The sequence below is a fragment of the Reyranella sp. genome, assembly GCF_965279625.1.
Taxonomy (GTDB): domain Bacteria; phylum Pseudomonadota; class Alphaproteobacteria; order Reyranellales; family Reyranellaceae; genus Reyranella.
In genome coordinates, this window is sequence record NZ_OZ257251.1 from 3,043,302 (window position 1) to 3,063,946 (window position 20,645).

The 20,645-nt window shown below is 66.9% G+C and carries 19 protein-coding genes; 11 read left to right on the forward strand and 8 right to left on the reverse strand.

Annotated features, from left to right (window positions below; genetic code table 11):
- Nucleotides 1-223 precede the first annotated feature (223 nt).
- The 3 genes from ACQY78_RS14835 to ACQY78_RS14845 form a co-directional block, all read right to left on the reverse strand.
- Entirely contained in the window at nt 224-1,237 is a 1,014-nt protein-coding gene (locus tag ACQY78_RS14835) for an aspartate-semialdehyde dehydrogenase (protein ID WP_428676282.1), read from the reverse strand.
- A gap of 88 nt (nt 1,238-1,325) precedes the next feature.
- Complete coding sequence (locus tag ACQY78_RS14840) at nt 1,326-2,297, reverse strand: Bug family tripartite tricarboxylate transporter substrate binding protein (protein ID WP_428676284.1); 972 nt, start codon at nt 2,295-2,297, stop codon at nt 1,326-1,328.
- Nucleotides 2,298-2,310: 13 nt separating this feature from the next.
- Entirely contained in the window at nt 2,311-3,711 is a 1,401-nt protein-coding gene (locus ACQY78_RS14845; RefSeq protein WP_428676285.1) for a sulfatase-like hydrolase/transferase, read from the reverse strand.
- A gap of 118 nt (nt 3,712-3,829) precedes the next feature.
- Here ACQY78_RS14845 and ACQY78_RS14850 point away from each other — a divergent pair, with 118 nt between their 5' ends.
- From ACQY78_RS14850 to ACQY78_RS14870, 5 genes are all read left to right on the forward strand, one after another.
- Entirely contained in the window at nt 3,830-5,041 is a 1,212-nt protein-coding gene (locus ACQY78_RS14850) for a CaiB/BaiF CoA transferase family protein (protein ID WP_428676286.1), read from the forward strand.
- The gene (locus ACQY78_RS14855; protein ID WP_428676287.1) at nt 5,038-6,252 is read left to right on the forward strand and encodes a CaiB/BaiF CoA transferase family protein; all 1,215 of its coding nucleotides are present in this window, start codon (nt 5,038-5,040) and stop codon (nt 6,250-6,252) included. The genes ACQY78_RS14850 and ACQY78_RS14855 overlap by 4 nt, the downstream gene beginning before the upstream one ends.
- A gap of 9 nt (nt 6,253-6,261) precedes the next feature.
- Nucleotides 6,262-6,597, forward strand: a complete 336-nt coding sequence (locus ACQY78_RS14860; protein ID WP_428676288.1) for an Mpo1-like protein — start codon at nt 6,262-6,264, stop codon at nt 6,595-6,597.
- Nucleotides 6,598-6,678: 81 nt separating this feature from the next.
- Nucleotides 6,679-7,611: a thioredoxin gene (gene trxA / locus ACQY78_RS14865; protein ID WP_428676290.1), complete on the forward strand. Its 933-nt coding sequence runs from the start codon at nt 6,679-6,681 to the stop codon at nt 7,609-7,611.
- A gap of 10 nt (nt 7,612-7,621) precedes the next feature.
- Nucleotides 7,622-8,350 carry an LON peptidase substrate-binding domain-containing protein gene (locus tag ACQY78_RS14870; RefSeq protein WP_428676292.1) on the forward strand — a complete coding sequence of 243 codons (729 nt, stop codon included), beginning with the start codon at nt 7,622-7,624 and terminating at the stop codon, nt 8,348-8,350.
- Nucleotides 8,351-8,367: 17 nt separating this feature from the next.
- Here the strand turns inward: ACQY78_RS14870 and dmeF are convergent, their stop codons facing one another.
- Both dmeF and ACQY78_RS14880 read right to left on the reverse strand, forming a co-directional pair.
- Entirely contained in the window at nt 8,368-9,288 is a 921-nt protein-coding gene (gene dmeF, locus ACQY78_RS14875; RefSeq protein WP_428676293.1) for a CDF family Co(II)/Ni(II) efflux transporter DmeF, read from the reverse strand.
- A 10-nt stretch (nt 9,289-9,298) separates the two neighbouring features.
- Entirely contained in the window at nt 9,299-9,574 is a 276-nt protein-coding gene (locus ACQY78_RS14880; RefSeq protein ID WP_428676295.1) for a metal/formaldehyde-sensitive transcriptional repressor, read from the reverse strand.
- 126 nt (nt 9,575-9,700) lie between these two features.
- Between ACQY78_RS14880 and ACQY78_RS14885 the strand changes: the two genes are divergently transcribed.
- The 4 genes from ACQY78_RS14885 (at nt 9,701) to murJ (ending at nt 13,368) form a co-directional block, all read left to right on the forward strand.
- Nucleotides 9,701-9,919, forward strand: a complete 219-nt coding sequence (locus ACQY78_RS14885) for a Trm112 family protein (RefSeq protein WP_425068475.1) — start codon at nt 9,701-9,703, stop codon at nt 9,917-9,919.
- A gap of 20 nt (nt 9,920-9,939) precedes the next feature.
- Nucleotides 9,940-10,326, forward strand: a complete 387-nt coding sequence (locus ACQY78_RS14890) for a gamma-butyrobetaine hydroxylase-like domain-containing protein (RefSeq protein WP_428686389.1) — start codon at nt 9,940-9,942, stop codon at nt 10,324-10,326.
- A 19-nt stretch (nt 10,327-10,345) separates the two neighbouring features.
- Nucleotides 10,346-11,599 (forward strand): flavin-dependent oxidoreductase, encoded by a 1,254-nt coding sequence (locus tag ACQY78_RS14895; protein WP_428676298.1) that lies wholly within the window; start codon nt 10,346-10,348, stop codon nt 11,597-11,599.
- 182 nt (nt 11,600-11,781) lie between these two features.
- Nucleotides 11,782-13,368 (forward strand): murein biosynthesis integral membrane protein MurJ, encoded by a 1,587-nt coding sequence (murJ, locus tag ACQY78_RS14900; RefSeq protein WP_428676300.1) that lies wholly within the window; start codon nt 11,782-11,784, stop codon nt 13,366-13,368.
- On the opposite strand, the gene ACQY78_RS14905 is transcribed toward murJ, so the two are convergent.
- On the reverse strand, nt 13,337-14,278 hold the full coding sequence (locus ACQY78_RS14905; protein ID WP_428676302.1) for a succinylglutamate desuccinylase: 942 nt from the start codon (nt 14,276-14,278) through the stop codon (nt 13,337-13,339). The genes murJ and ACQY78_RS14905 overlap by 32 nt on opposite strands.
- Before the next feature lie 67 nt (nt 14,279-14,345).
- Here ACQY78_RS14905 and ACQY78_RS14910 point away from each other — a divergent pair, with 67 nt between their 5' ends.
- Nucleotides 14,346-15,632, forward strand: coding sequence for an MFS transporter (locus ACQY78_RS14910; protein ID WP_428676304.1), 1,287 nt, complete (start codon nt 14,346-14,348; stop codon nt 15,630-15,632).
- Between the two features lie 3 nt (nt 15,633-15,635).
- On the opposite strand, the gene ACQY78_RS14915 is transcribed toward ACQY78_RS14910, so the two are convergent.
- Entirely contained in the window at nt 15,636-17,423 is a 1,788-nt protein-coding gene (locus ACQY78_RS14915) for a peptide ABC transporter substrate-binding protein (RefSeq protein WP_428676306.1), read from the reverse strand.
- Between the two features lie 221 nt (nt 17,424-17,644).
- Here ACQY78_RS14915 and trpS point away from each other — a divergent pair, with 221 nt between their 5' ends.
- Nucleotides 17,645-18,718, forward strand: a complete 1,074-nt coding sequence (gene trpS, locus ACQY78_RS14920) for a tryptophan--tRNA ligase (protein WP_428676308.1) — start codon at nt 17,645-17,647, stop codon at nt 18,716-18,718.
- Nucleotides 18,719-18,823: 105 nt separating this feature from the next.
- Here the strand turns inward: trpS and ACQY78_RS14925 are convergent, their stop codons facing one another.
- A complete protein-coding gene (locus ACQY78_RS14925) occupies nt 18,824-20,575 on the reverse strand; it encodes a heparinase II/III family protein (protein WP_428676310.1) in 1,752 nt (583 codons plus the stop codon).
- Nucleotides 20,576-20,645 lie beyond the last annotated feature (70 nt).

Consider the following 20,645-nt stretch of genomic DNA (forward strand, 5'->3'; position numbering starts at 1 on the left):
CCTCAGCGACCCCACACAAGCATCCGTCCTCACATGAAAATGGCGCCGACCCAGAGGCCGGCGCCATTCGATTTCTGGATCGTCCCAACAACCTCATGCTGAGGAGGCTGCGCAGCAGCCGTCTCGAAGCATGGGCCGCCCGCACCGCGTCTGTCGCCCATCCTTCGAGACGCGCTTCGCGCTCCTCAGGATGAGGTGGTGCGGGTCGTTAGAACGACACTACTTAGATGTAGCCCTTGATCAGCTCTTCGGCGATCTGGACGGCGTTCAGCGCCGCGCCCTTGCGCAGATTGTCGCTGACGACCCACATCGCCAGGCCGTTCTCGACCGTGGGATCGGAGCGGATGCGGCTCACGAACACGCCGTCCTGGCCGGTGACTTCCTTCGGCGTCACGTAGCCGCCGGGCTCGCGCTGGTCGACCACCAGGATGCCGGGCGCCGCGGCGAGGATGCGCCGCGCCTCGTCATCGTCGAGCGGCCGCTCGAGCTCGAGGTTCACCGCCTCGGCGTGACCGACGAAGGTCGGCACGCGCACGCAGGTCGCGTGGACCTTGATCCTGGGGTCGAGGATCTTCTTGGTCTCGACCACCATCTTCCACTCTTCCTTGGTCGAGCCGTCATCCATGAAGACGTCGATCTGGGGAATGACGTTGAAGGCGATGTTCTTGGTGAACTTCACCGGGTCGAGCGTCTGGTTGACGAAGAAGCTCTTGGTCTGGTTGACCAGCTCGTCCATCGCTTCCTTGCCCGCGCCGGACGTCGACTGATAGGTCGACACGACGACGCGCTTGATGCCGGCCGCGTCGTGGATCGGCTTCAACGCGACGACCATCTGGATGGTCGAGCAGTTCGGGTTGGCGATGATGCCGCGGCCCTTGTAGCCGGCGATCGCCTGCGGATTGACCTCGGGCACGACCAGCGGCACGTCCGGATCCATGCGCCAGTAGGAAGTGTTGTCGATCACCACCGCGCCGGCCTTGGCGGCGCGCGGGCTGTGCTCCGCCGACACCTTGGCGCCCGGCGAGCTCAGAACGATGTCGATGCCCTTGAAGTCGAACTTGGCGAGATCCTGGACCTTCAGAATCGACTTGTCGCCGAACGAGGCCTTCAGGCCGACCGAACGGGAGGAGGCCAGCGCGACGACCTCATCGGCCGGGAAGTTCCTCTCGGCCAGGATCTGCAACATTTCGCGACCGACATTGCCGGTCGCGCCGACGACGGCGACTCTGTAGCCCATGACTATATGCGCCTAGCGTGCGCGCACCCCTGATTGAAGGACAGGGGGAGATACGCGCAAGGCCCTGCTTTGGCAAGGATAGCGCCTGCTACTCGGCCGTCGCGCCCGAGGCCTTGATGATGGGAAGCCAGAGCGCCAGCTCGTCGCGTATCAGCTTGTCGACGGCAGCGGGCGAGTCGGGCGGCATCATGTCGATGCCCTGGCCCTTCGTCTTCTCCAGCACCGCCGGCAGCTTGGCGATGCGGATGATTTCCGCGTTCAGCTTGTCGATGACCGGCGCCGGCGTGCCTTTCGGCATGGCGAAGCCCATCCACGTGTTGAATACGTAATCCTTCATGCCCTGCTCGACCATCGTCGGCACTTCGGGCAGCAGTTCCGACCGCTGCGCGCTGGTGACGGCGAGGGCCTTCAGCTTTCCGCCCTTGATCTGACCGACCACGGTCGGCGTGTTGTAGAAGGCCATCGTCACCTCGCCGTTGGCGACGCCCATGATCCCGGCCGGCGTCGTGCGATAGGGCACGTGCTGCAGCTTCACGCCGGCATCGCGCTCGAACAGGACGGCCGACAGGTGGTGACTCGTCCCGGTGCCGCCCGACGAGTAGGTCAGTTCCCCCGGCTTCGCCTTGGCCTGCGCGATCAGGTCGGCCACCGTCTTCGCCGGATTGTCGGGATGCACGACCAGGACATTGGAGACGGAACCCGCAACAGCCACCGGGTCGAAGTTCTTCACCGGATCGTAGCCCGGCTTCGGATAGAGCCCGATGTTGAACACCATGGTTCCCTGCGAGACCAGCAGCATCGTGTAGCCATCGGGCGCCGCACGCGCAGCTTCGGCGGAGGCGATCGTGCCACCGGCGCCCGTCTTGTTGTCGACCACGACGTTCTGGCCGAGCGCCTTGCCGAGTTCGTCGGCATAGATACGCGCGATGATGTCGGCCGTGGCGCCGGGCGCCAGCGGCACGATCATGCGGATCGGCCTGGTCGGCCAGGCCTGCGCCATGCTCCGCGTCGAGACGGCGGCCAATCCGGCAGCGAGGAAGCTTCTCTTCGTCAGGAGCATGGCTCTCAGTCTCCTAGAGGCCGACGGACTTCGCGACCAGAGAAGCGAGCTGCTTGCGCAAACGCGCCACCAGCCCCTTCTCCGATCGCTTGCCGATCAGGTTTTTCATTTCGTAGGGATCGGTCTTGAGGTCGTAGAGTTCGTCGCACGCGACGCCGTCGAGCGATTTCTGCGTCCAGTGGATGTACTTGTGTCGCTTGGTGCGGATCGCCTTGTAGCTCATGCCCACCAGCCACGGCATGGCGTTCTCGCTGAAGTATTCGCACATGAACGACGTGCGCCAGCCCTTGGGCTTGGCCCCTTTGGCGAGCGGCTTGAGCGACTGGCCCTGCATCGTCTTGAAGTCCGCGGCCTTGCCGCCCGCCAGATCGACGAGCGTCGGTGCGATGTCGAGCGCCAGCACCAGCTCGTCGTTCAGCGTGCCCGGCTTGAACCAGGCGGGATAACGGATGAGGAACGGCGACTTGATGCCTTCTTCGTAGGCAAAGCGCCGCTCGGGCCCGAGCCCGTGTTCGCCGAAGAAGTAGCCGTTGTCACCGAAGAACAGGATGAAGGTATTGTCGAGTTCGCCCTTCTCCTCGAGCAGCTTGAGGATGTCGCCCATGCCCTCGTCGACCGAGGCCATCATGGCGGCGCGCAGGCGGATTTCCTCGTCGGTGCCGGCCAGGATTCCATCCAGCACCTTGCGCGAGGCCTCATTGACGCGAAGCGCATGGGCTTCGGTCCAGGCCGGCTTGTCCTTCACTACGTCGGCCGCAGGCAGCGCATTGGGCCGGCGCGGAAAGTGTTCGCCCTTGTAGAGGTCGGCATGGCGCGGCGCGGGACGGTAGCCACCGTCGGTGAAGTCGATCGTGCCGTCGGCCGCCTGGAAGGCGTCGGGATGCACGGCCTTGTGCGCGAAGAACAGCGCAAAGGGCTTGTCGCGCTTCTTCTTGAGGAAGTCGACGGCGTGCCCGTTCAACAGGTCGGTGATGTAGCCTTTGTATTTCTTTTCCTGGCCATCGATGTTCAGGATCGGATCGATGATCGAGCCGTGGCCGGGGAAGCTCACCCACTTGTCGTAGCCTGGCCGCGGACCGCCGGAATTGCCCATGTGCCACTTGCCGATATGAGCGGTTTCGTAGCCCAGGCGCTGCAGGATGACGTGGTAGTTCGGCAGTCGATGGCTGTGGGCGTCGCGCGCCACATTGTCGATGATGCCGTGGCGGCTCGCATACTGGCCGGTCAGGATCGAGGCACGGTTGGGCGAGCAGAGCGGCGTGGTGTGGAACGCCGAGGTGAACATCGCGCCTTCATGGCCGATGCGATCGATATGCGGCGTCTTCATATAGGGATGGCCGCAGATCCCCAGCTCGTCGAACCGGAGGTCGTCTATCAGCACGATCAGAAAATTCGGTTTGCGCTTCTTTGCCACTATCGGATTCCTCGTTCTCAAATGCCGGCAAGCACACCGCGTGCCGAAATCAAGCTAACGAGCGGTGTTGACGGCGGCCAGAGCGTCGCGCCCATATCGGCCGCGAAAGGGAGAATCCATGACCGAGACTGCCCTGCCGTTGGCGGGATTGCGCGTACTGGACATCAGCTCGTTCATCGCCGCACCGGCTGCTGCCGTCGTGCTGGGCGACTGGGGCGCCGACGTGATCAAGGTCGAAGGACCGGACGGCGATCCCAATCGCCGGATCATGCAGGATTCGGCGAACTACCCGAAGAGCGAGGTCAACTATCCCTGGCAGATGGATTCGCGGAACAAGCGCTCGATCGTGCTCGACCTCAAGCAGGCGGACGCCCGCACCGCCCTCGACCGGCTGATCGCGACCTCCGACATCCTGATCTGCAACTTCCCGCCGCCGGTGCGCGACAAGCTCAAGCTCGCCTATGACGACGTGAAGCAGGTCAACCCGAAGCTGATCTACGCCTCCCTCACCGGCTACGGCGAGAGCGGCCCCGATCGCGACCGGCCGGGCTTCGATGCGACCGCGTATTTCGCCCGCTCGGGCCTGCTCGATGCGCAGCGCTATGAGGGCGGACCACCGGGCGTGCCTGGACCCGCGCAGGGCGATCGCGCGACGGCGATGGCACTCGTCTCGTCCATTCTCATGGCGCTCATCCACCGCATGAAGACCGGCGAAGGCTCCTGGGTCGGCACGTCGCTGCTCGGCAACGGCCTGTGGTCGTGCGGCGTGATCGCCCAGGCAGCGCTCGTCGGCGCCTTCCTGCCGCACCGGCCGCCGCCCGACCGGCCGCGCTCGGCGCTGGGCAACATCTACCGCACGTCCGACGATCGCTGGCTGCAGCTCACCATCGTGCGCACCGACAAGCTCTGGGCGCCGCTCTGCCGCGCGATGGGACTGGAGTCCCTGATCGACGATCCGCGGTTCTCCACCGAGCCCGAGCGTCGCGCCCGCGCCGGCGAGCTCGCCGGCATCCTGAGCGACATCTTCGCCACAAAGCCCTACGAGCATTGGCGCGAGGCCCTGGCGACGCACAGCGTCACCTTCGGCGTCATCAGCCGCCCGCAGGACGTGCCCGACGATGAGCAGGCCGTGGCCTGCGGCGCCGTGGTCGACACGGCGATCCCCGACATGCCGCGGACGCTGGCAGATCCGATCCGCCTCGGCTTCGCCACCCAGCGCATCGCGCATCCCGCCCCGGAACTCGGCGAGCACAGCGAGCAGGTGCTGCGCGAGGCCGGCGTCAGCGCGCAGGAAGTCGCGGCTCTCAAGGCGAGCGGTGCGCTTCGATGACGCCGGACGAACCTCTGCCGCTGGCGGGCCTCACCGTCCTCGACATCAGCTCCTTCATCGCCGCACCGGCCGCCGCGGCGGCTCTGGGCGATTTCGGCGCGGACGTCATCAAGATCGAGCCGCCGGTCGACGGCGATCCGCACCGCAACAGCTTCCGCAACGCGAGCTACCCGCAGAGCGACCGGAATTTTCCGTGGCAGCTCGACGGCCGCCACAAGCGCTCGCTGGCGCTCGATCTCAAGACCGACGGCGCCCGCACCATCCTCGAACGGCTGCTGAAACGCGCCGACGTGATGATCGTGAACTTCCCGCCGCCGGCGCGCGAGCGGCTGCGGTTGCGCTGGGAGGACATCGAGCCGATCAACCCGCGCCTCGTCTATTGCTCGCTCACCGGCTACGGCGAGACCGGCCCCGACCGCGACCGGCCGGGCTTCGACATCACCGCCTATTTCGGCCGCTCCGGCATCCTCGATGCGGCGCGCTATGACGGCGGCCCGCCGGGAGTCTCGCTGCCGGCGCAGGGCGACCGCGCGACCGCAATGACCCTGGTCGCCGCGATCCTGATGGGCCTGCGGCGGCGCGACCAGACCGGCAAGGGCGGCTGGGTCGGCACCTCGCTCTACGCCAACGGCGTCTGGGCCAACGGCACCACCGCCGCCGGCGCGCTGATCGGGGCGCAACTGCCGGTGCGCCCGCCGCCCGACAGGCCGCGCAATGCGTTGACCAACCTCTATCGCACCTTCGACGATCGCTGGCTGCAGCTCCTGATGGTCCGCGACGACCGGCTCTGGGCGACGTTCTGCGACATCATCGAGCGGCCCGACCTGATGGCCGATCCGCGCTTCACCGGACGGCCGGAACGGCGTGCCCATGCCCAGGACCTGCACGACCTGCTGGCGCCGGTCTTCGCCGCGCGCCTCTATGCCGACTGGGAGAAGCGCCTCTCCGGGACCGGCATCCCCTTCGGGGTGATCGGACGGCTGGCCGACGTGATCGACGACGAGCAGGCCGAACATGCCGGCATCTTCGCCGAAACGACCAATCCGGCGATCCCGCGCACCGTCAACACGCCGATCCGGCTGGGCTTCGCCACGCCGCGTACCGCCGGCCCTCCCCCCGAGGTCGGCCAGCACAACGACGAGGTACTGCGCGAGACCGGCTTCAGCGAGGCCGAGATCGACGCCCTCAAAAAGTCCGGCGCTTTGGGGTAGTCTTTCCGGATGGCCTCACGCTTCCGGACCTACGCCGAGTTCTGGCCCTTCTATCTGCGCGAGCACGCGAAGCCATCGACGCGGGCCGTGCACTATGTCGGCACCATCGCGTCCGCCGCCCTCCTCGTCTGGGCGGTCGCATCGCAGAACTGGTGGTGGCTGCTGGGCGTCCCCGTGTTTGGCTACGGCCCAGCCTGGTTCGGTCATTTCTTCATCGAGAAGAACCGGCCCGCCACCTTCGAGGCGCCGTTCTGGTCGCTGATCAGCGATTACCGGATGTGCGGCCTCTTCCTCACCGGGCGCCTCGGTGACGAGTTGATGAAACACCAGGTTCGCGCCCCCTAGAACGGATCGGTGTGGCCCCTTGCTTCCCGGGGGGGCCGACGCCACATTGCAGGCGAACATCCCAATTCCGCTCGAGGACTCATGGAAACGATGCTGCAGGGCGCCGCGCCGCAGGCTGCCCCCGCCGACCTGATCAAGGACAGCGACCAGACGAAGTTCGCCAAGGACGTGCTCGAAACCTCGCGCACCGTACCGGTGATCGTCGATTTCTGGGCGCCGTGGTGCGGGCCGTGCAAAACGCTCCAGCCGATGATCGAAAAGGTCGTCAAAGAGGCCAAGGGCGCGGTCAAGCTGGTCAAGATCGACATCGACAAGAACCAGATGCTGGCCCAGCAGCTGCGCATCCAGTCGATTCCGGCCGTCTATGCCTTCTTCGGCGGCCGCCCGGTCGACGGCTTCATGGGCGCGGTGCCCGAGAGCCAGATCAAGGAATTCGTCGCCCGTCTCATCCAGGCTTCCGGCGGCGCCACCGGCGATCCCGCAGCCGCGGAGCTGGCCGAACTGCTCGAACAGGCCAAGGCCGCGGTCGCGCAGAACGACATGGACACCGCCGCGCAGCTCTACAGCGAGGTGTTGGGCCTCGAGCCGACCAACGTCGTGGCCCTGGCCGGCCTCGCGCGTTACCAGGTCTCTCTCGGCGACGTCGAACAGGCCAAGGAGCTGCTTGAGCAGATCCCGGCCAAGGAGCGCACCGGCGCCGATGTCGTGGCCGCCCAGGCCGCCATCGATCTTGCCGAGAAGGCCAAGGATGCCGGCCCGATCGGCGAGCTCAAGGCCAAGGCCGAGGCCGATCCGAAGGACTTCCAGGCTCGCCTCGACCTCGCCATGGCCTATTGGGCCGGTAACCAGAAGCAGGAGGCGGTCGACGAGTTGCTTGCCATGATCAAGGCCGACCGCAACTGGAACGAGGCCGCCGCGCGCCAGCAGCTCCTGAAGTTCTTCGAGGCGCTGGGCTTCAGCGATCCCATCTCGGTCGACGGCCGCAAGCGGCTTTCGACCATCCTGTTCTCGTGAGCCCCTCTTCATGAGTGACTCGGAGCGCTCCTCTGACAGGCCGGCGCGCAATCCGTTCGAGCCGTCCTTCGAGCAGCTTCCCGAGACGCTGCCGATCTTTCCGCTGTCGGGCGTGCTGCTGCTGCCCGGCGGCAAACTGCCGCTCAACATCTTCGAGCCGCGCTATCTCGCCATGATCTCCGATGCACTGGCGGGTTCGCGCATGATCGGCATGGTGCAGCCGGTTCAGCCCGGCGGCTTCGCCGGCGACGGGATGCCGTCGGACGACGGTCGTCCCAAGGTGCACAAGGTTGGCTGCGCCGGACGCATCACCAACTTCAACGAGACCGAGGACGGTCGGCTGATGCTGGTGCTGAGCGGCGTATGCCGCTTCGACATCGTGCGCGAGCTCGACCCCGCCCAGGGCGGTTACCGCCGCGTCTCCTCGGTCTTCTCGCCCTATCGCGCCGATCTCGATCATGCCGACGACGTCGTCGAACTCGATCGCGACCGGCTGATGGCGGCCCTTGCCGCCTTCTTCCGCGGCCGCCAGCTCTCGACCGACTGGGATGCGGTGAACAAGGCGGCCGACGCCAACCTCGTCACCTCGCTGTCGATGGTGCTGCCGTTCGGTCCGGCCGAGAAGCAGGCCCTGCTGGAGGCCGCCGACAGCACGGCACGCGCCAAGCTGCTGATCGCCTTCCTCGAAATGAGCGCCTTCGGCGACAACTCGGACACACCGCCCGGCCGCACGAACTGAGCCTGCCACCCGCAGCGTCAGCGGGTTTCGATCGTCACATGCGCGAGTTCGTGGACCGGCACGAGGCGTTCGCGAATGGTCTTGCCGTCGACACTGCCCGCGACGCTGACGATCGCGGCATGGGCGCCGGGACCGATCCGCCAGATGTGCAGATCCGTGATGCGCGCATCGCCGGGGCCCTCGACCTGCTCCCGCACCTCCGCCTCGAGATGCGGATCGCTGGTGTCCAGCAGCACGGCGGCCGTGTCGCGCAGGAGGTTCCACGCCCAGATCGCGATCACGATGCCGCCGACGATGCCCATGACGGGATCGAGCCAGACCCAGCCGAGATAGCGGCCAGCCACCAGGGCTACGATCGCCAGGACGGAGGTCAGCGCATCGGCCAGGACGTGGGCGAACGCCGAGCGGAGATTGTTGTCGTGATGGGCGTCGTGATGATGTCCATGGTCGTGATGAGGGTCGTGGTCGTGGCTATGGCTATGGCCGCCCGACAGCAGGAATACGCTGGCCACGTTGACGACCAGCCCCACGATGGCGACGAGAGTCGCCTCGCCGAAGGCCACCGGTGAGGGATCGAAGAGGCGCCCGACGGACTCGAAGGCGATCCCCAGCGCGACCAGCGCCAGGACCATCGCCGATGCGAACCCCGACAGGTCGCCGACCTTGCCGGTCCCGAAACTGAACCGACGATCGGCGGCGTGCCGCCGGGCAAAGGCGTAGGCGGCGGCTGCCACGGCGAGCGCGCCGGCGTGGGTTGCCATGTGAAAACCATCGGCCAGCAGGGCCATCGAATTGAAGACGATGCCGGCGGCGATCTCGCCCGCCATCATCAGCGCGGTCAGCCCCACGACCCAGAGCGTGCGCCGTGCATTTTCATCGTGCCGCTCGCCGAGGAACACGTGATCGTGGGAAGGCGCTTCGATACCTCGCGCGGTCATGTCGTCCCCGTCACTTCGCATAGCGCCGGACGACGGCGATCAGTTCCTCGGCGCCGACGGCGCGCGCCGCGGCGTCGAGTCCCGGCCGGGCGACATGCTCGCGGACGTGATCCTCGATCAACTCGCCCATCAGGCCGTTGAGGGCGCCACGCGCACCGGCGACCTGCTGCAGCACCGCGGCACAGTCGGCGTCCTCATCGATCGCTTTCTCGATCGCCGCCATCTGTCCCGCGATCCGGCGAACCCGCGCCATCAGCCGGGCCTTGTTCTTCTGAAGGTGAGCCATAGTATACCCCCCTATACTATTTTCCCGCCGTGAGGAAGCCCACGTCGGACCGCGCCGCCGCGCACTAGGGCGGGCATCGGCCGCCGTGCTATAAGAGCGGCACAAAAATCAGGGAAACACCGCACGATGAGCCCTCCATCGGACGACCCCGCAGCCCCGCGCCGTGCCGGCGTGGATCCGAAGCTGCTCGAAATCCTCGTCTGCCCGGCGACGCATGGCCCGCTGGAGTACGACGCCGCGGCCGGCGAACTGATCAGCCGCAAGGCCGGCCTCGCCTATCCGATCCGCGACGGCATCCCCATCATGCTGGTGAGCGAAGCGCGCCAGCTGCGGGACGTGCCGTGACCGCCGAATTCCCCAAGGCCGTGCCCGACGGCGGCAATTACGAATCGGATGCGGCGCCATGGCCGACCGAGCTCCGGGTCTTCAAGGAGGAGGGACGGCTGGAGATCGATTTCTCCGACGGCCATGCCTGCGCGCTCCCCGCAGAATATCTGCGGGTCGAGAGCCCGTCCGCCGAAGTGCAGGGCCACGGGCCGAACCAGAAGAAGATCGTCGGCGGCCGCCGCCATGTGAAGATCGCCTCGGTCGAGCCGGTCGGCCACTACGCGATCCGCATCGTGTTCGACGACCGCCACGACAGCGGCATCTACAGCTGGGCCTATTTGCGCGAGCTCAGCGAAACGCGGGCCGAGCGCTGGGCCACCTACGAGGACGCTCTCGCCCAGCGCGGCCTGAGCCGGGACACCTGAACAGACCAACGAGCCACCCATGAAGATCATCATTGCCGGCGCCGGAATCGGCGGATTGACCGCAGCCATGTGCCTGCATCGCGCAGGGCACGACGTGCAGGTCTACGAGGCCGTGTCGGAGATGCGACCGCTGGGGGTCGGCATCAACATCCAGGCCGGCGCGGTGCGCATCCTGTGCAGCCTCGGCCTCGAGCCCGCCCTTGCCGCCACCGCGATCGAAACACGCGAACTGCGCTACGCCAATCGCCACGGCCAGACGATCTGGGCCGACCCGCGCGGACGCCATGCTGGCCTCCCCTGGCCGCAATTCTCGATTCATCGCGGCGAGCTGCAGATGATCCTGGTCCACGCGGCCCGGGAAATGCTGGGCGCGGACCGTATCCGGATGGGGCGGCGCATCGCGCGCTTCGCACAGCATCACGGCAAGGTCTCCGCACAGTTCGTCGATCGCGACGGCATGCCCGTCGAGAACGTCGAGGCAGACATCCTCATCGGCGCCGATGGCATCCACTCCGCGGTGCGTGCGCAATACTATCCGGACGAAGGCCCGCCCAAGTGGCAGGGCATCCTGATGTGGCGCGGCGTCACCGTGGGCAAGCCCTTCCTGGGCGGCAACACGATGGTGCAGGCCGGCCATCACAATCAGAAATTCGTCTGCTATCCGATCAGCCGCGCCCACGCCGAACGCGGCGAAGCGCTGATCAACTGGATCTGCGACCTCCACATGGGCGACGGCGCCCTGCCCTCGCGCGAGGACTGGAACAAGCCGGGCCGGCTGGAGGATTTCCTGCCGCGCTTCGCCGACTGGAACTTCGGCTGGCTCGACGTGCCCGAGGTCATCCGCAACGCGCATACGATCCTGGAATTCCCCATGGTCGATCGCGATCCGCTGCCGCGCTGGAGCCATGGCCGCATCACCTTGCTGGGCGATGCCGCCCACCCGATGTATCCGATCGGCTCCAACGGCGCCTCGCAGGCGATCCTCGACGGCGAGGCAATCACGCAGGAGCTGGCGGTCGGCGACGATCCCGAGGTCGCGCTGCGTCGCTATGAGGAGCGGCGCCTGCCGCCCACCGCGCGCATCGTCGACAGCAACCGGCGCAAGGGAATCGACGTGATGCTCGACATCGTCGAGCAGCGCGCGCCGCAGGGATTCACCGATCTCGAAAGCGTGCTGCCGTCGGACGAACTCGAGAAGATCGTCGGCGACTACAAGAAACTGGTCACGCAGGACCGCGAGACGCTGCTGAAGCTCGCCGCCGCGTCCAAGTGATCCGCCCAAAAGAAAACCGGCCCCTCTCGGGACCGGCCGTGGTGGCGTTTTAGTCCGGCCATCACATCGCCGGCACCACCGAGAGAGTTTATGCCAGAGGGCGATGACAGAATTATGGCTTTCAGATCAGCCTTTTTATTCCTCTCCCCCCTTTCGGGGGTGAGGAGACAGAAGAGAAGGGCATGAGTCTCGCGCGGGCCATCGCGACGGTCGGCGGGTTCACGCTGCTGAGCCGCGTCGTGGGATTCGTGCGCGACATCGTGCTTTCGGCGGTGCTGGGTTCCGGCGCCGTGGCGGACGCGTTCTTCGTCGCCTTCAAGCTCCCCAACTTCTTCCGCCGTCTGTTTGCCGAGGGTGCGTTCTCGGCGGCCTTCGTGCCGCTGTTCGCGCGCGAACTGACGGGCGTTGGCCGTGCCGAGGCAATGACCTTCGCGCGCCAGGCCCAGGCCGCCCTGCTACTGGTGCTGGTCCCGTTCACCGCCTTGTCGATCCTCGCGATGCCCTGGGTGATGGCCCTGCTCGCGCCCGGCATGCGCGACGACCTGCCGACCTTCGCCATGGCCGTCGAGTTCGGCCGCATCACCTTTCCTTACCTTCTGTTCATCTCGCTGGCCTCGCTCTATGGCGGCGTGCTCAACGGCATCGACCGCTTCGCCCATGTCGCCGCCACACCGGTCCTGCTCAACCTCGCGCTGATCGGCGCCGTGCTGGGACTGACGCCGCTCCTGCCAAACTCGGGCTATGCCGCCTCGATCGGCGTGGCGATCGCCGGCGTGCTGCAATGGGTCTGGCTGCTGGTCGCCTGCGCGCGCGACGAGGTCGGCATGGCGCTGGTGCGGCCGCGCTGGACCCCGCGGGTGGCGCGGCTGGTGAAGCTCGCGACGCCGGTCGCGATCGGCGGCGGCGTGCAGCAGATCAGCGTCGTGCTCGACGTGGTCTGGGCCTCGCTGCTCCCGGTCGGCACGATCTCCGCGCTCTACTATGCCGACCGCATCGCGCAGCTGCCGCTGGGCGTCGTCGGCATTGCCATCGGTACGGCGCTGTTGCCGTTGCTGGCCCGCGAGCTGCGGGCCGGCAACACGCAATCGGCCATGACCAACCAGAATCGCGCTCTGGAGTTCGGCCTGCTGTTCAGCCTGCCGGCGGCGGTGGCTCTGTGGCTGTTGGCCGATCCGATCATCCGCGTGCTGTTCGAGCGCGGCCGGTTCCTGCCCGACGACACGCTGCGTACGGCGAGCGCATTGGCCGCCTTTGCCGTCGGCCTCCCGGCATTCGTGCTGGTCAAGGCGCTGGCGCCCGGCTTCTTCGCCCGCGAGGATACCCGCACGCCGCTCTACATCGCGCTGGCGGCGATCACCGCCAACATCCTGTTGAACATCTATTTCCTGTTCGGCACGTCGCTGGAACTGGTCGGCATCGCGCTCGCCTCCTCGCTCTCGGGCTGGCTGAACGCGGCACTGCTGGCCGCTGTCCTGCGCCGGCGCGAGCAATGGGTGCCCGACGGGCGGTTGATCGCCCGCGGTGTCCGCATCGTCGCCGCGAGCGCCGGTATGGGCGTCGCGCTCTGGCTCGGGCTGCTCTGGCTGGCCAGGCCTCTGTCGCGCGCCGACATCGAGGGCGGCGTGGCGCTGGCCGGCATCTGTCTGATCGGTATAGCGGCCTACGCGGTGCTCGGCGCCGCGCTGGGCGTGGTCAGGATTTCCGAGCTGCGCTACGTGATGCGCCGCCAGCCCAACCTCAAGTCAGCCGACCCAGGCGAACAACCGTGACGCCGGGCCGCAACGGCCGGCTCGACGAGGGCATGACCAGCACGCAGTCGTCGTAGGGCGTCGTCACCGGCTCGCCATCGTCATGGCCCAGCACGGTGCCGGCCTTGGCGATCACGTCCTGGCCCTCGAAGCGCTGCGCCGGCGTGAAATTGCCGCGCTTGGTGGCGACCGCATGGGTCACCTCGACGACGCGCTGGCTCGCGGGCGCGGGCTGGCGCCACCCGGCCGGAAGATCGGCCTCTTCGACGATGCCCGTCTCGACCAGGAAGCGCGCCGTGACGTCCTTGGCGACGACGACCGACGAGGCCCGCCAATGCTGACCGGTCTCGATCAGCAGCGCATTCTTGGGGCTCTTCGGATCGCCGAACCCGCCATAGTCGCGCATGCGCATGCCGGCGGCGTGGCCGGCATCGCGCACGATGTCGACCGGCGTGCCGATCTTCTTGGCGAACTCGACGCCCTTGTCGAGCGGCCCGGACAGCATCAGGGGCACGCAATCGTCGTGCATGGAATGGAGGTCGAGCAGCAGGTCGGCACGTTCGACGAACGGCTTCAGCACCTGTGCGCGCCGGGTCTCGACAGTGGTCGCGGGCTCGTCGATCCGGCCCCAGACGCGGTTGAAATCCTCATCGACCAGGCGCGACTTGAAGGGCGTGCGCCGGTCGAACGAGTGATAGGCCTCGATGTTGTTGAAGGACAGGATCAGCGTGCCCTTGCGCGGCTTCACCTTCGCCGCCAGCAGCGCATCGACCACGATGGCCCCCGAGACCTCATTGCCGTGGGTCAGCGACGCCACCATCACGGTCGGCCCCGGCGTGCCGCTCTCCAGCACGTGGATGTAGGGCGCGGCGCCCTTCTCCCACTTGCGCAGGTCGGGGAAGGCGAATTCGATCGGCGGAGTCTCGGACATGTTCAGGACCATCGGCAGGTTGCACCGCTCCTTCGCATGCTAGTTTGCCAGGGACAAGGAGAAGCAAATGCCGCGCAGCCGGTACCGCTGGTTCATCGTCTTCCTGCTGTTCGCGATCACCGTCGTGAACTACGTCGACAGGGCGGCCCTCTCCTACGCCATCCCCATGATCCAGCGGGATCTCGGCCTGTCGCCGGCGGAGACCGGCGGCATTCTCGGCGCCTTCGGCCTGGGCTACGCCATCACGACCCTGATCGGCGGCTTCGCGGTGGACCGCTACGGCGCCCGGCTGGTGCTGACGATTGCAGCCGTGCTGTGGAGCCTATCCATCGGGGCGACGGCGCTGGCGACCAGCGTCACCATCCTCTATGCCGCGCGCGTGCTGCTGGGCGTGTCGGAAGGCCCCAACTTCCCCGCCCTCACCGGCGCGGTCAGCCACTGGCTGTCGCCGCATGAACGGGCGACGGCGCTCGCCAATGCGCTACTGGCCGTGCCGCTGGCGCTGGCCATCGGCGGACCGCTGGTGACGCTGCTTCTCGGCTGGCTCGACTGGCGGCTCACCTTTGCCGCGCTGTTCGTCCTGTCCGCCGCCTGGATCCCGCTCTGGTATGTCTGCTTCCGGGACGATCCGTCGCAATCGCGCTTCGTGAACGAGGCCGAACTGGCCCATATCCGTAAAGTGGATCCCGGCGTCACCGCCGCGCCGCACGCGGTGCTGAAATCCTGGCCGGAGCCCGGCGTGCTGAAGGAACTGCTGACCAACCGCACGCTGCTGGCGAACTACTGGGCCTTCTTCGTCTTCGGCTATTTCCTGTTCTTCTTCATGAGCTGGCTGCCGAGCTACCTGGAACGCAAGTACGGGCTCGACCTGGCCTCGGTCGGCCTGTTCTCGGTCCTGCCCTGGCTGTCCGCCGCGTTCCTGCTGTCGGCCATGGGTCGCTGGTCGGATCATCTGCTCAGGACCACCGGCAGCATGCGCATCTCGCGCTCCTACCTCATCGCGGGCAGCCAGTTCGTGGCCGCCCTCGCGGTCATCCCGGTGGCGCTCACCGACAACCTCACCGTCGCCATCGCCGGCATCACCCTGGCGGTCGCGGCCTCGATGGGCGCCAACGCCGCCTACTATGCGGTGAACGTCGACATCGTGCCGCAGCGCGCCGCGACGGCGCTCGGTATCATGGATTTCGCCTTCGCCATCGCGGGCTTCCTGGCCCCCGCCATCACCGGCTGGGTGCTGAACCTGCGCGGCTCCTTCGCCGACGGCTTCCTGCTGATGACCGCCCTCGCTTTGTCGTCCGTCGTGGTGGTCCTGCTGTTCCACCATCCCGACCGTGATCGCCGCGAGAAGACCTGATGCCTAGGCCTCGCGATACCAGTTCGCGAGGTCCCATGTATTGTTGTCCCAACCGCTGATGTTCGCGACGAGGCCGCTGATCACGGCGACCGCGCCGGGCCGCGCCACCAGCGGGATGACGACCTGATTGTTGACCACCAGCTCGTTGCACTTGATCAGCAGGGCAGCCCGCTTCACCGGATCGAGCTCGACCTGGGCGGCCTTGTGAGCCTCGTCGTATTCCTTGTTCTGCCACCGCGTGATGTTGCGACCCTGCCACTTGTTCTCCTTCTGCGCGGCTTCCCAGGAACAGAACTGACGCAGGAACACCTCCGGGTCGGGGGCATTCATGCCGTTATTGTACATCTGCAGGTCGGCGTAGAAGTGCGGGTAGGTGTCGGGGTTGGCGACATCCGATGAAAAGAAGACCGATGCCGTCACGGCCTTCAGGTCGACGTCGATGCCCGCCTTCTGGAGGGCCTGCTTGATGATCTGCTGCGTCTTCTGGCGCGGCTGGTTGATCGAGGTCTGGTAGACCCATTTCAGCTTCTTGCCATCCTTGGCGCGGATGCCGTCGGGCCCACGTGCATAGCCCGCCTTGTCGAGAAGCGCGTTGGCCTTGTCGATGTTGAATTCGTATTTCGTCGTCTTCGACCGGAATTTCTCGGGATTGCTGATGTAGTTGGGCGTGGCGAGACCGATGCGGCCGTAGATATGCTTCTCGATCGAATCGCGGTCGATCAGCAGCGCCAGCGCCTGGCGCACCGCCGGGTCCGTAAGCGTCGGATGCTTGACCTTGAGGCTCGACCGCTCGCCATCGATCTCGACGTTCGGGTCGGTGTTGTTGACCTGCAGGTGCTCGATACCGCCGCTGGGCGTGATGACGACGCGCCCCTTGCCGCCCTTCTCCATGCGCAGGAGGATTTCGTCCTCGACCTGAAGGTTCCAGGCGAAATGAAACTCGCCCGTCTGCAGCACGGCACGCGCTGCCGAAACCGCGTCGCCACCCCCCTTCATCTCGATCGCATCGAAATACGGCCGGTTCGGCACGTGATAGTCGAGGTTGATCTCGCCCGTGACGAGGTCGCCCGGCTTGAAATCCTTGAACCTGTAGGGGCCGGTGCCGACCGGCTTGAGATTGGTCGGTGCGTCGCGCGACTTGGCGCCAATATAGTCGCCGAACAGGTGCCTGGGGATGATGCCGCCCGCCCAGCCGACGAAGGCGTCGGCCCAGAAGGGCGTCGGCTGCTTGAACTTCACGACGACGGTGAAGTCGTCGACTTTCTCGACCACGACGTCCTTGTAGGAGCCGCTGCTGACCGCCGCCGTCGCCGGATCGCTGGCATAGGCCCAGGTGAAGACGACATCGTCGGCGGTGAAGGGCTTGCCGTCATGCCATTTGACGCCGCGCTTCAGCTTCCAGGTGACCGACTTGCCGTCGGCGGCAATCCCGTCCTCGCGGGTGGGGATCGAGGCGGCGAGCTTGGGCTGGAGATTGCCATCGCGATCCCAGGCACCCAACGGTTCGTAGAACAGACGCGACGCGTCCTGGTCCTTGGTGCCAACGGCGAAATGCGGATTGAGCAAGGTCGGCCCCTGCCACCACATGACCTTGAGCAGGCCGCCGCCGCCGCGCTTGGTCGGTTTGTAGGGCGCATTCGATTGCGCCATCGCCACGCCCGAGAAGGCGAGGAGCTGGTTCGCCAGGGGCGCGGTGAGCCCCACCACCGCCATCCGTTTCACGAAGGCACGGCGGGACAGCCCGCCCGCCTTTACCCGGTCGATGAGACCACGCAAGCCACGCTCGTCCATTGGATGCCTCCAATCAGAGTGTCGAAGCCGTTTCCCTGACGCTCCTGCCATCTTGCAAGATGCGTGCAATTCGATGGGAACAGCGCGGTGCGCTGCCGTCAACGGCTCCACCTTGATTACCTGGGCCGTGTGCGCGATACCCGCCCGCCCCTGGCCTTCCACCGGCGGGGTGCGCGGAGGTCCAAACCCCGCGCCATCGACCTCATTCGGAGTCCACATCCATGACCGACACGACGACCGCCGCGACCAGCGCGCCCAACCCGCATCTCGCGCCTTACGAAGCGCGCGGCCTCAAGGGCCGGATCCTTTCCGGGGTGCAGCCCACCGGCAATCTCCATCTCGGCAACTATCTCGGCGCGATCCGCAACTTCGCGCGCCTGCAGAACGACTATGAATGCCTGTACTGCGTGGTCGACCAGCACGCGATCACCGTCTGGCAGGAGCCGGCCCAGCTTGCCGCGCAGACGCGCGAGATCGCCTCGGCCTTCCTTGCGGCCGGCGTCGACGGCACCAAGCAGATCGTCTTCAACCAGTCGATGGTGCCCGAGCACGCGCAGCTCGCCTGGATCTTCAACTGCGTGGCCCGCATGGGCTGGATGAGCCGCATGACGCAGTTCAAGGAGAAGGCCGGCAAGGACCGCGAGAACGTCTCGCTGGGCCTGTTCGCCTATCCGGCGCTGATGGCGGCAGACATCCTGATCTACAAGGCCACGCACGTTCCGGTGGGCGAGGACCAGAAGCAACATCTCGAGCTGACGCGCGACATCGCCATCAAGTTCAACAACGATTTCAGCCAGCCCGACTTCTTCCCGATCACCGAGCCGCTGATCTTCGGCGCGGCGACGCGCGTCATGAGCCTGCGCGACGGCACCAAGAAGATGAGCAAGTCCGATCCGTCGGACTATTCGCGCATCAACCTCACCGACGATGCCGACGCGATCGCCCAGAAGATCCGCCGCGCCAAGACCGATCCGCTGCCGATGCCCGACACGCTGGAAGATGCCGAGAAGCGGCCGGACGCCGACAACCTGCTGGGCATCTACGCCGCCCTCGCCGACCAGGAAAAGGACGCCGTGGTGGCGCAGTTCGCCGGCAAGCAGTTCTCCGAGTTCAAGACGGCGCTGACCGATCTCGCGGTGGCAAAGCTCGGCCCGATCGGCGCGGAGATGCAGCGGCTGATGAAGGACCCCGGCCATGTCGACGGCGTGCTGCGCAACGGCGCCCAGCGCGCCCGCGCCATCGCCGCGCCGATTCTCGACGAGGTCTATAAGACGGTGGGTTTCTTGAAGCCTTAGCGCTGGGGGCGCACCACTACGAGCGGAGTAGCCTCCGCTCTTAAGTGGCGTGTTTTCTGCTGATGAAAGCCATGATCGCGCGACTGGAGTCGCGCGCCCCCAGCATTATCCCTCCATGCGCGTGAGGGCCCACTTCACGGTGGTGCCCTCCGCCGGGACTTGGCCGACCAGCACGATCTGCTCGGTGCGGCGCACGCGACCTTCCTCGCCGAGATAGATGCTCTCGGCCAGGCCGATGCCGGCACCGGTGGCGCGCAGCCGCCAGCCGCGGCCGCTCGGCAGCCGCATCAGCACGGCCTGTCCGCTCTGCGCCAGGGTCGCCTTCACCGTCGGATGCAGGTGGAAGCGCACGATGTAGCGCCGGTCCGGCACGGTGACCGGCCTGCCCTCGTAGCCCAGGAATGAATCCTCGCCGCGCAGGTCGCCGCCGTCGGGCGACAGCCACAGGCGCCGACGGTGGATGATGCCATAGAGCGAGCGGTAGCCGTCGTGGCACATGTCGAGCCACTGGGCGCCGGCATCGTCGGCGCGATCGATCAGCACGTTGCCCGCCCGATACTCCAACGCGCCATGGTTGGTGATCTCGGTCGAATTGACGTCGTCGACCACGGCCGTCGAATGCGCGGCCGTGAAGCGCATGAAATGCTGCCAGTCACGCGGCGCCCCGGGATAGGTGCCGCAGTTCACGACCAGCCGCTCGTGCGCGGCGCTCATCTCGAAGCTCAGGGTGCCTGCATGGGCGATGCCGTCCATGCCGCGGCCCGGCGGGCTGCCGGCATCGGCGATCACCAGCGACGTTCCGGCGGACAGCCGCTGAAAGCCGCTCGCCAGCGCCATGGCCGGGGCGACCTCGCCCGAGCCGGTGCGCGCCAGCACGAGATCGATCAGGCGGCGGTCGCCTTCCCACGTGCCGTTGAACAGCGCCAGGCCGCCGTCGCCATGGCGGAAGAAGCGCAGCATCGGCGCCATGCGGTCGATCGCGGCGACCAGCTCGGCCGGCGCGCGGCGCTCCGCCGACGCGATCGCCGCCCGCACGTCGATGAGGTGGCGCAGGACGGTGAGCTGCAGGTGAGGGGCGCGTTCCGAGACGATGCCGTCGTGCAGCACATAGCGCTTCACGAACTTGGAGAGCCGCGCCAGCGACTGTTCGAGGCTCTTCTCGAAATGCTTGCCGTCGCGGATGAAGGCCAGGTCGGCAAAGATCAGCGCCTTGTACACGGCGACCGCTTCGTGGCCGACCATGCCGCGGCGCGCGACGCGGCGCAGATGCACGCGCTGGCGCCCGAGCGAAAAGACGAAGCGGGCCGCGAATCCCGGATCGGCCGCCGCGGCCATCCATTCATAGTGCCGGATCCAGGCGACCATGCGCGCCGCCAGCACGTCGCGCTTCCACGTCAGCGGGGACCAGCGCCATTCGCGATTCGTCCAGTCGTCGACCAGACGCGCCGCGAGCATGGCGCCGTGCGGATCGCCATTGTCGCGCAGGTCGCGCAGCCAGCCGAATCCGTTCAGCGCGTCCAGCCAGAGCGGCGCGGCCCCGGCCCGCTGCCACGGCGGATCTTCAGAATCGGGCAGGACCGTGCCGCCGCTGCCGGCCGCCGCGAACTCGCCCGTCTGCAGAAGTCGCTGCCCGGCCACCGGATCGCCCGGCCAGGAATCGGCGGCAACGGCGAAGAAACTGCGAGGTGTCGCGTACCCGAGCGTCAGGGAATAGAGCGACGAGCCGAGCAGCCAGCGGCCGAAGGCGCGGCGCTCCCCTTTGGCACCGGCAGATGGGCGGGTCGGAACCGAACGGATCGGGCGGGCGCCGGAGACCAAAGGTTCCCCGTGCCGTCGTGTGTCAGCGACCAAGGTCATCTTTTCGTTCTTTGGCCCGGGAGGCTCGAGCAGCCGGGCAGTGGAGGGGTTTCGGTTATTTTACCCCAGC

Excerpts from the sequence above, each read along its gene's own strand:
- ACQY78_RS14925 (WP_428676310.1), bottom strand. The coding sequence starts at position 20,575 with ATGACCTTGGTCGCTGACACACGACGGCACGGGGAACCTTTGGTCTCC.
- ACQY78_RS14880 (WP_428676295.1), bottom strand. The coding sequence starts at position 9,574 with ATGGCTCACCTTCAGAAGAACAAGGCCCGGCTGATGGCGCGGGTTCGC.
- ACQY78_RS14835 (WP_428676282.1), bottom strand. The coding sequence starts at position 1,237 with ATGGGCTACAGAGTCGCCGTCGTCGGCGCGACCGGCAATGTCGGTCGC.
- ACQY78_RS14870 (WP_428676292.1), top strand. The coding sequence starts at position 7,622 with ATGAGTGACTCGGAGCGCTCCTCTGACAGGCCGGCGCGCAATCCGTTC.
- ACQY78_RS14895 (WP_428676298.1), top strand. The coding sequence starts at position 10,346 with ATGAAGATCATCATTGCCGGCGCCGGAATCGGCGGATTGACCGCAGCC.
- ACQY78_RS14855 (WP_428676287.1), top strand. The coding sequence starts at position 5,038 with ATGACGCCGGACGAACCTCTGCCGCTGGCGGGCCTCACCGTCCTCGAC.
- ACQY78_RS14885 (WP_425068475.1), top strand. The coding sequence starts at position 9,701 with ATGAGCCCTCCATCGGACGACCCCGCAGCCCCGCGCCGTGCCGGCGTG.
- ACQY78_RS14905 (WP_428676302.1), bottom strand. The coding sequence starts at position 14,278 with ATGTCCGAGACTCCGCCGATCGAATTCGCCTTCCCCGACCTGCGCAAG.
- dmeF (WP_428676293.1), bottom strand. The coding sequence starts at position 9,288 with ATGACCGCGCGAGGTATCGAAGCGCCTTCCCACGATCACGTGTTCCTC.
- ACQY78_RS14840 (WP_428676284.1), bottom strand. The coding sequence starts at position 2,297 with ATGCTCCTGACGAAGAGAAGCTTCCTCGCTGCCGGATTGGCCGCCGTC.
- ACQY78_RS14915 (WP_428676306.1), bottom strand. The coding sequence starts at position 17,423 with ATGGACGAGCGTGGCTTGCGTGGTCTCATCGACCGGGTAAAGGCGGGC.
- ACQY78_RS14910 (WP_428676304.1), top strand. The coding sequence starts at position 14,346 with ATGCCGCGCAGCCGGTACCGCTGGTTCATCGTCTTCCTGCTGTTCGCG.
- ACQY78_RS14860 (WP_428676288.1), top strand. The coding sequence starts at position 6,262 with ATGGCCTCACGCTTCCGGACCTACGCCGAGTTCTGGCCCTTCTATCTG.
- murJ (WP_428676300.1), top strand. The coding sequence starts at position 11,782 with ATGAGTCTCGCGCGGGCCATCGCGACGGTCGGCGGGTTCACGCTGCTG.
- ACQY78_RS14850 (WP_428676286.1), top strand. The coding sequence starts at position 3,830 with ATGACCGAGACTGCCCTGCCGTTGGCGGGATTGCGCGTACTGGACATC.
- trpS (WP_428676308.1), top strand. The coding sequence starts at position 17,645 with ATGACCGACACGACGACCGCCGCGACCAGCGCGCCCAACCCGCATCTC.
- trxA (WP_428676290.1), top strand. The coding sequence starts at position 6,679 with ATGGAAACGATGCTGCAGGGCGCCGCGCCGCAGGCTGCCCCCGCCGAC.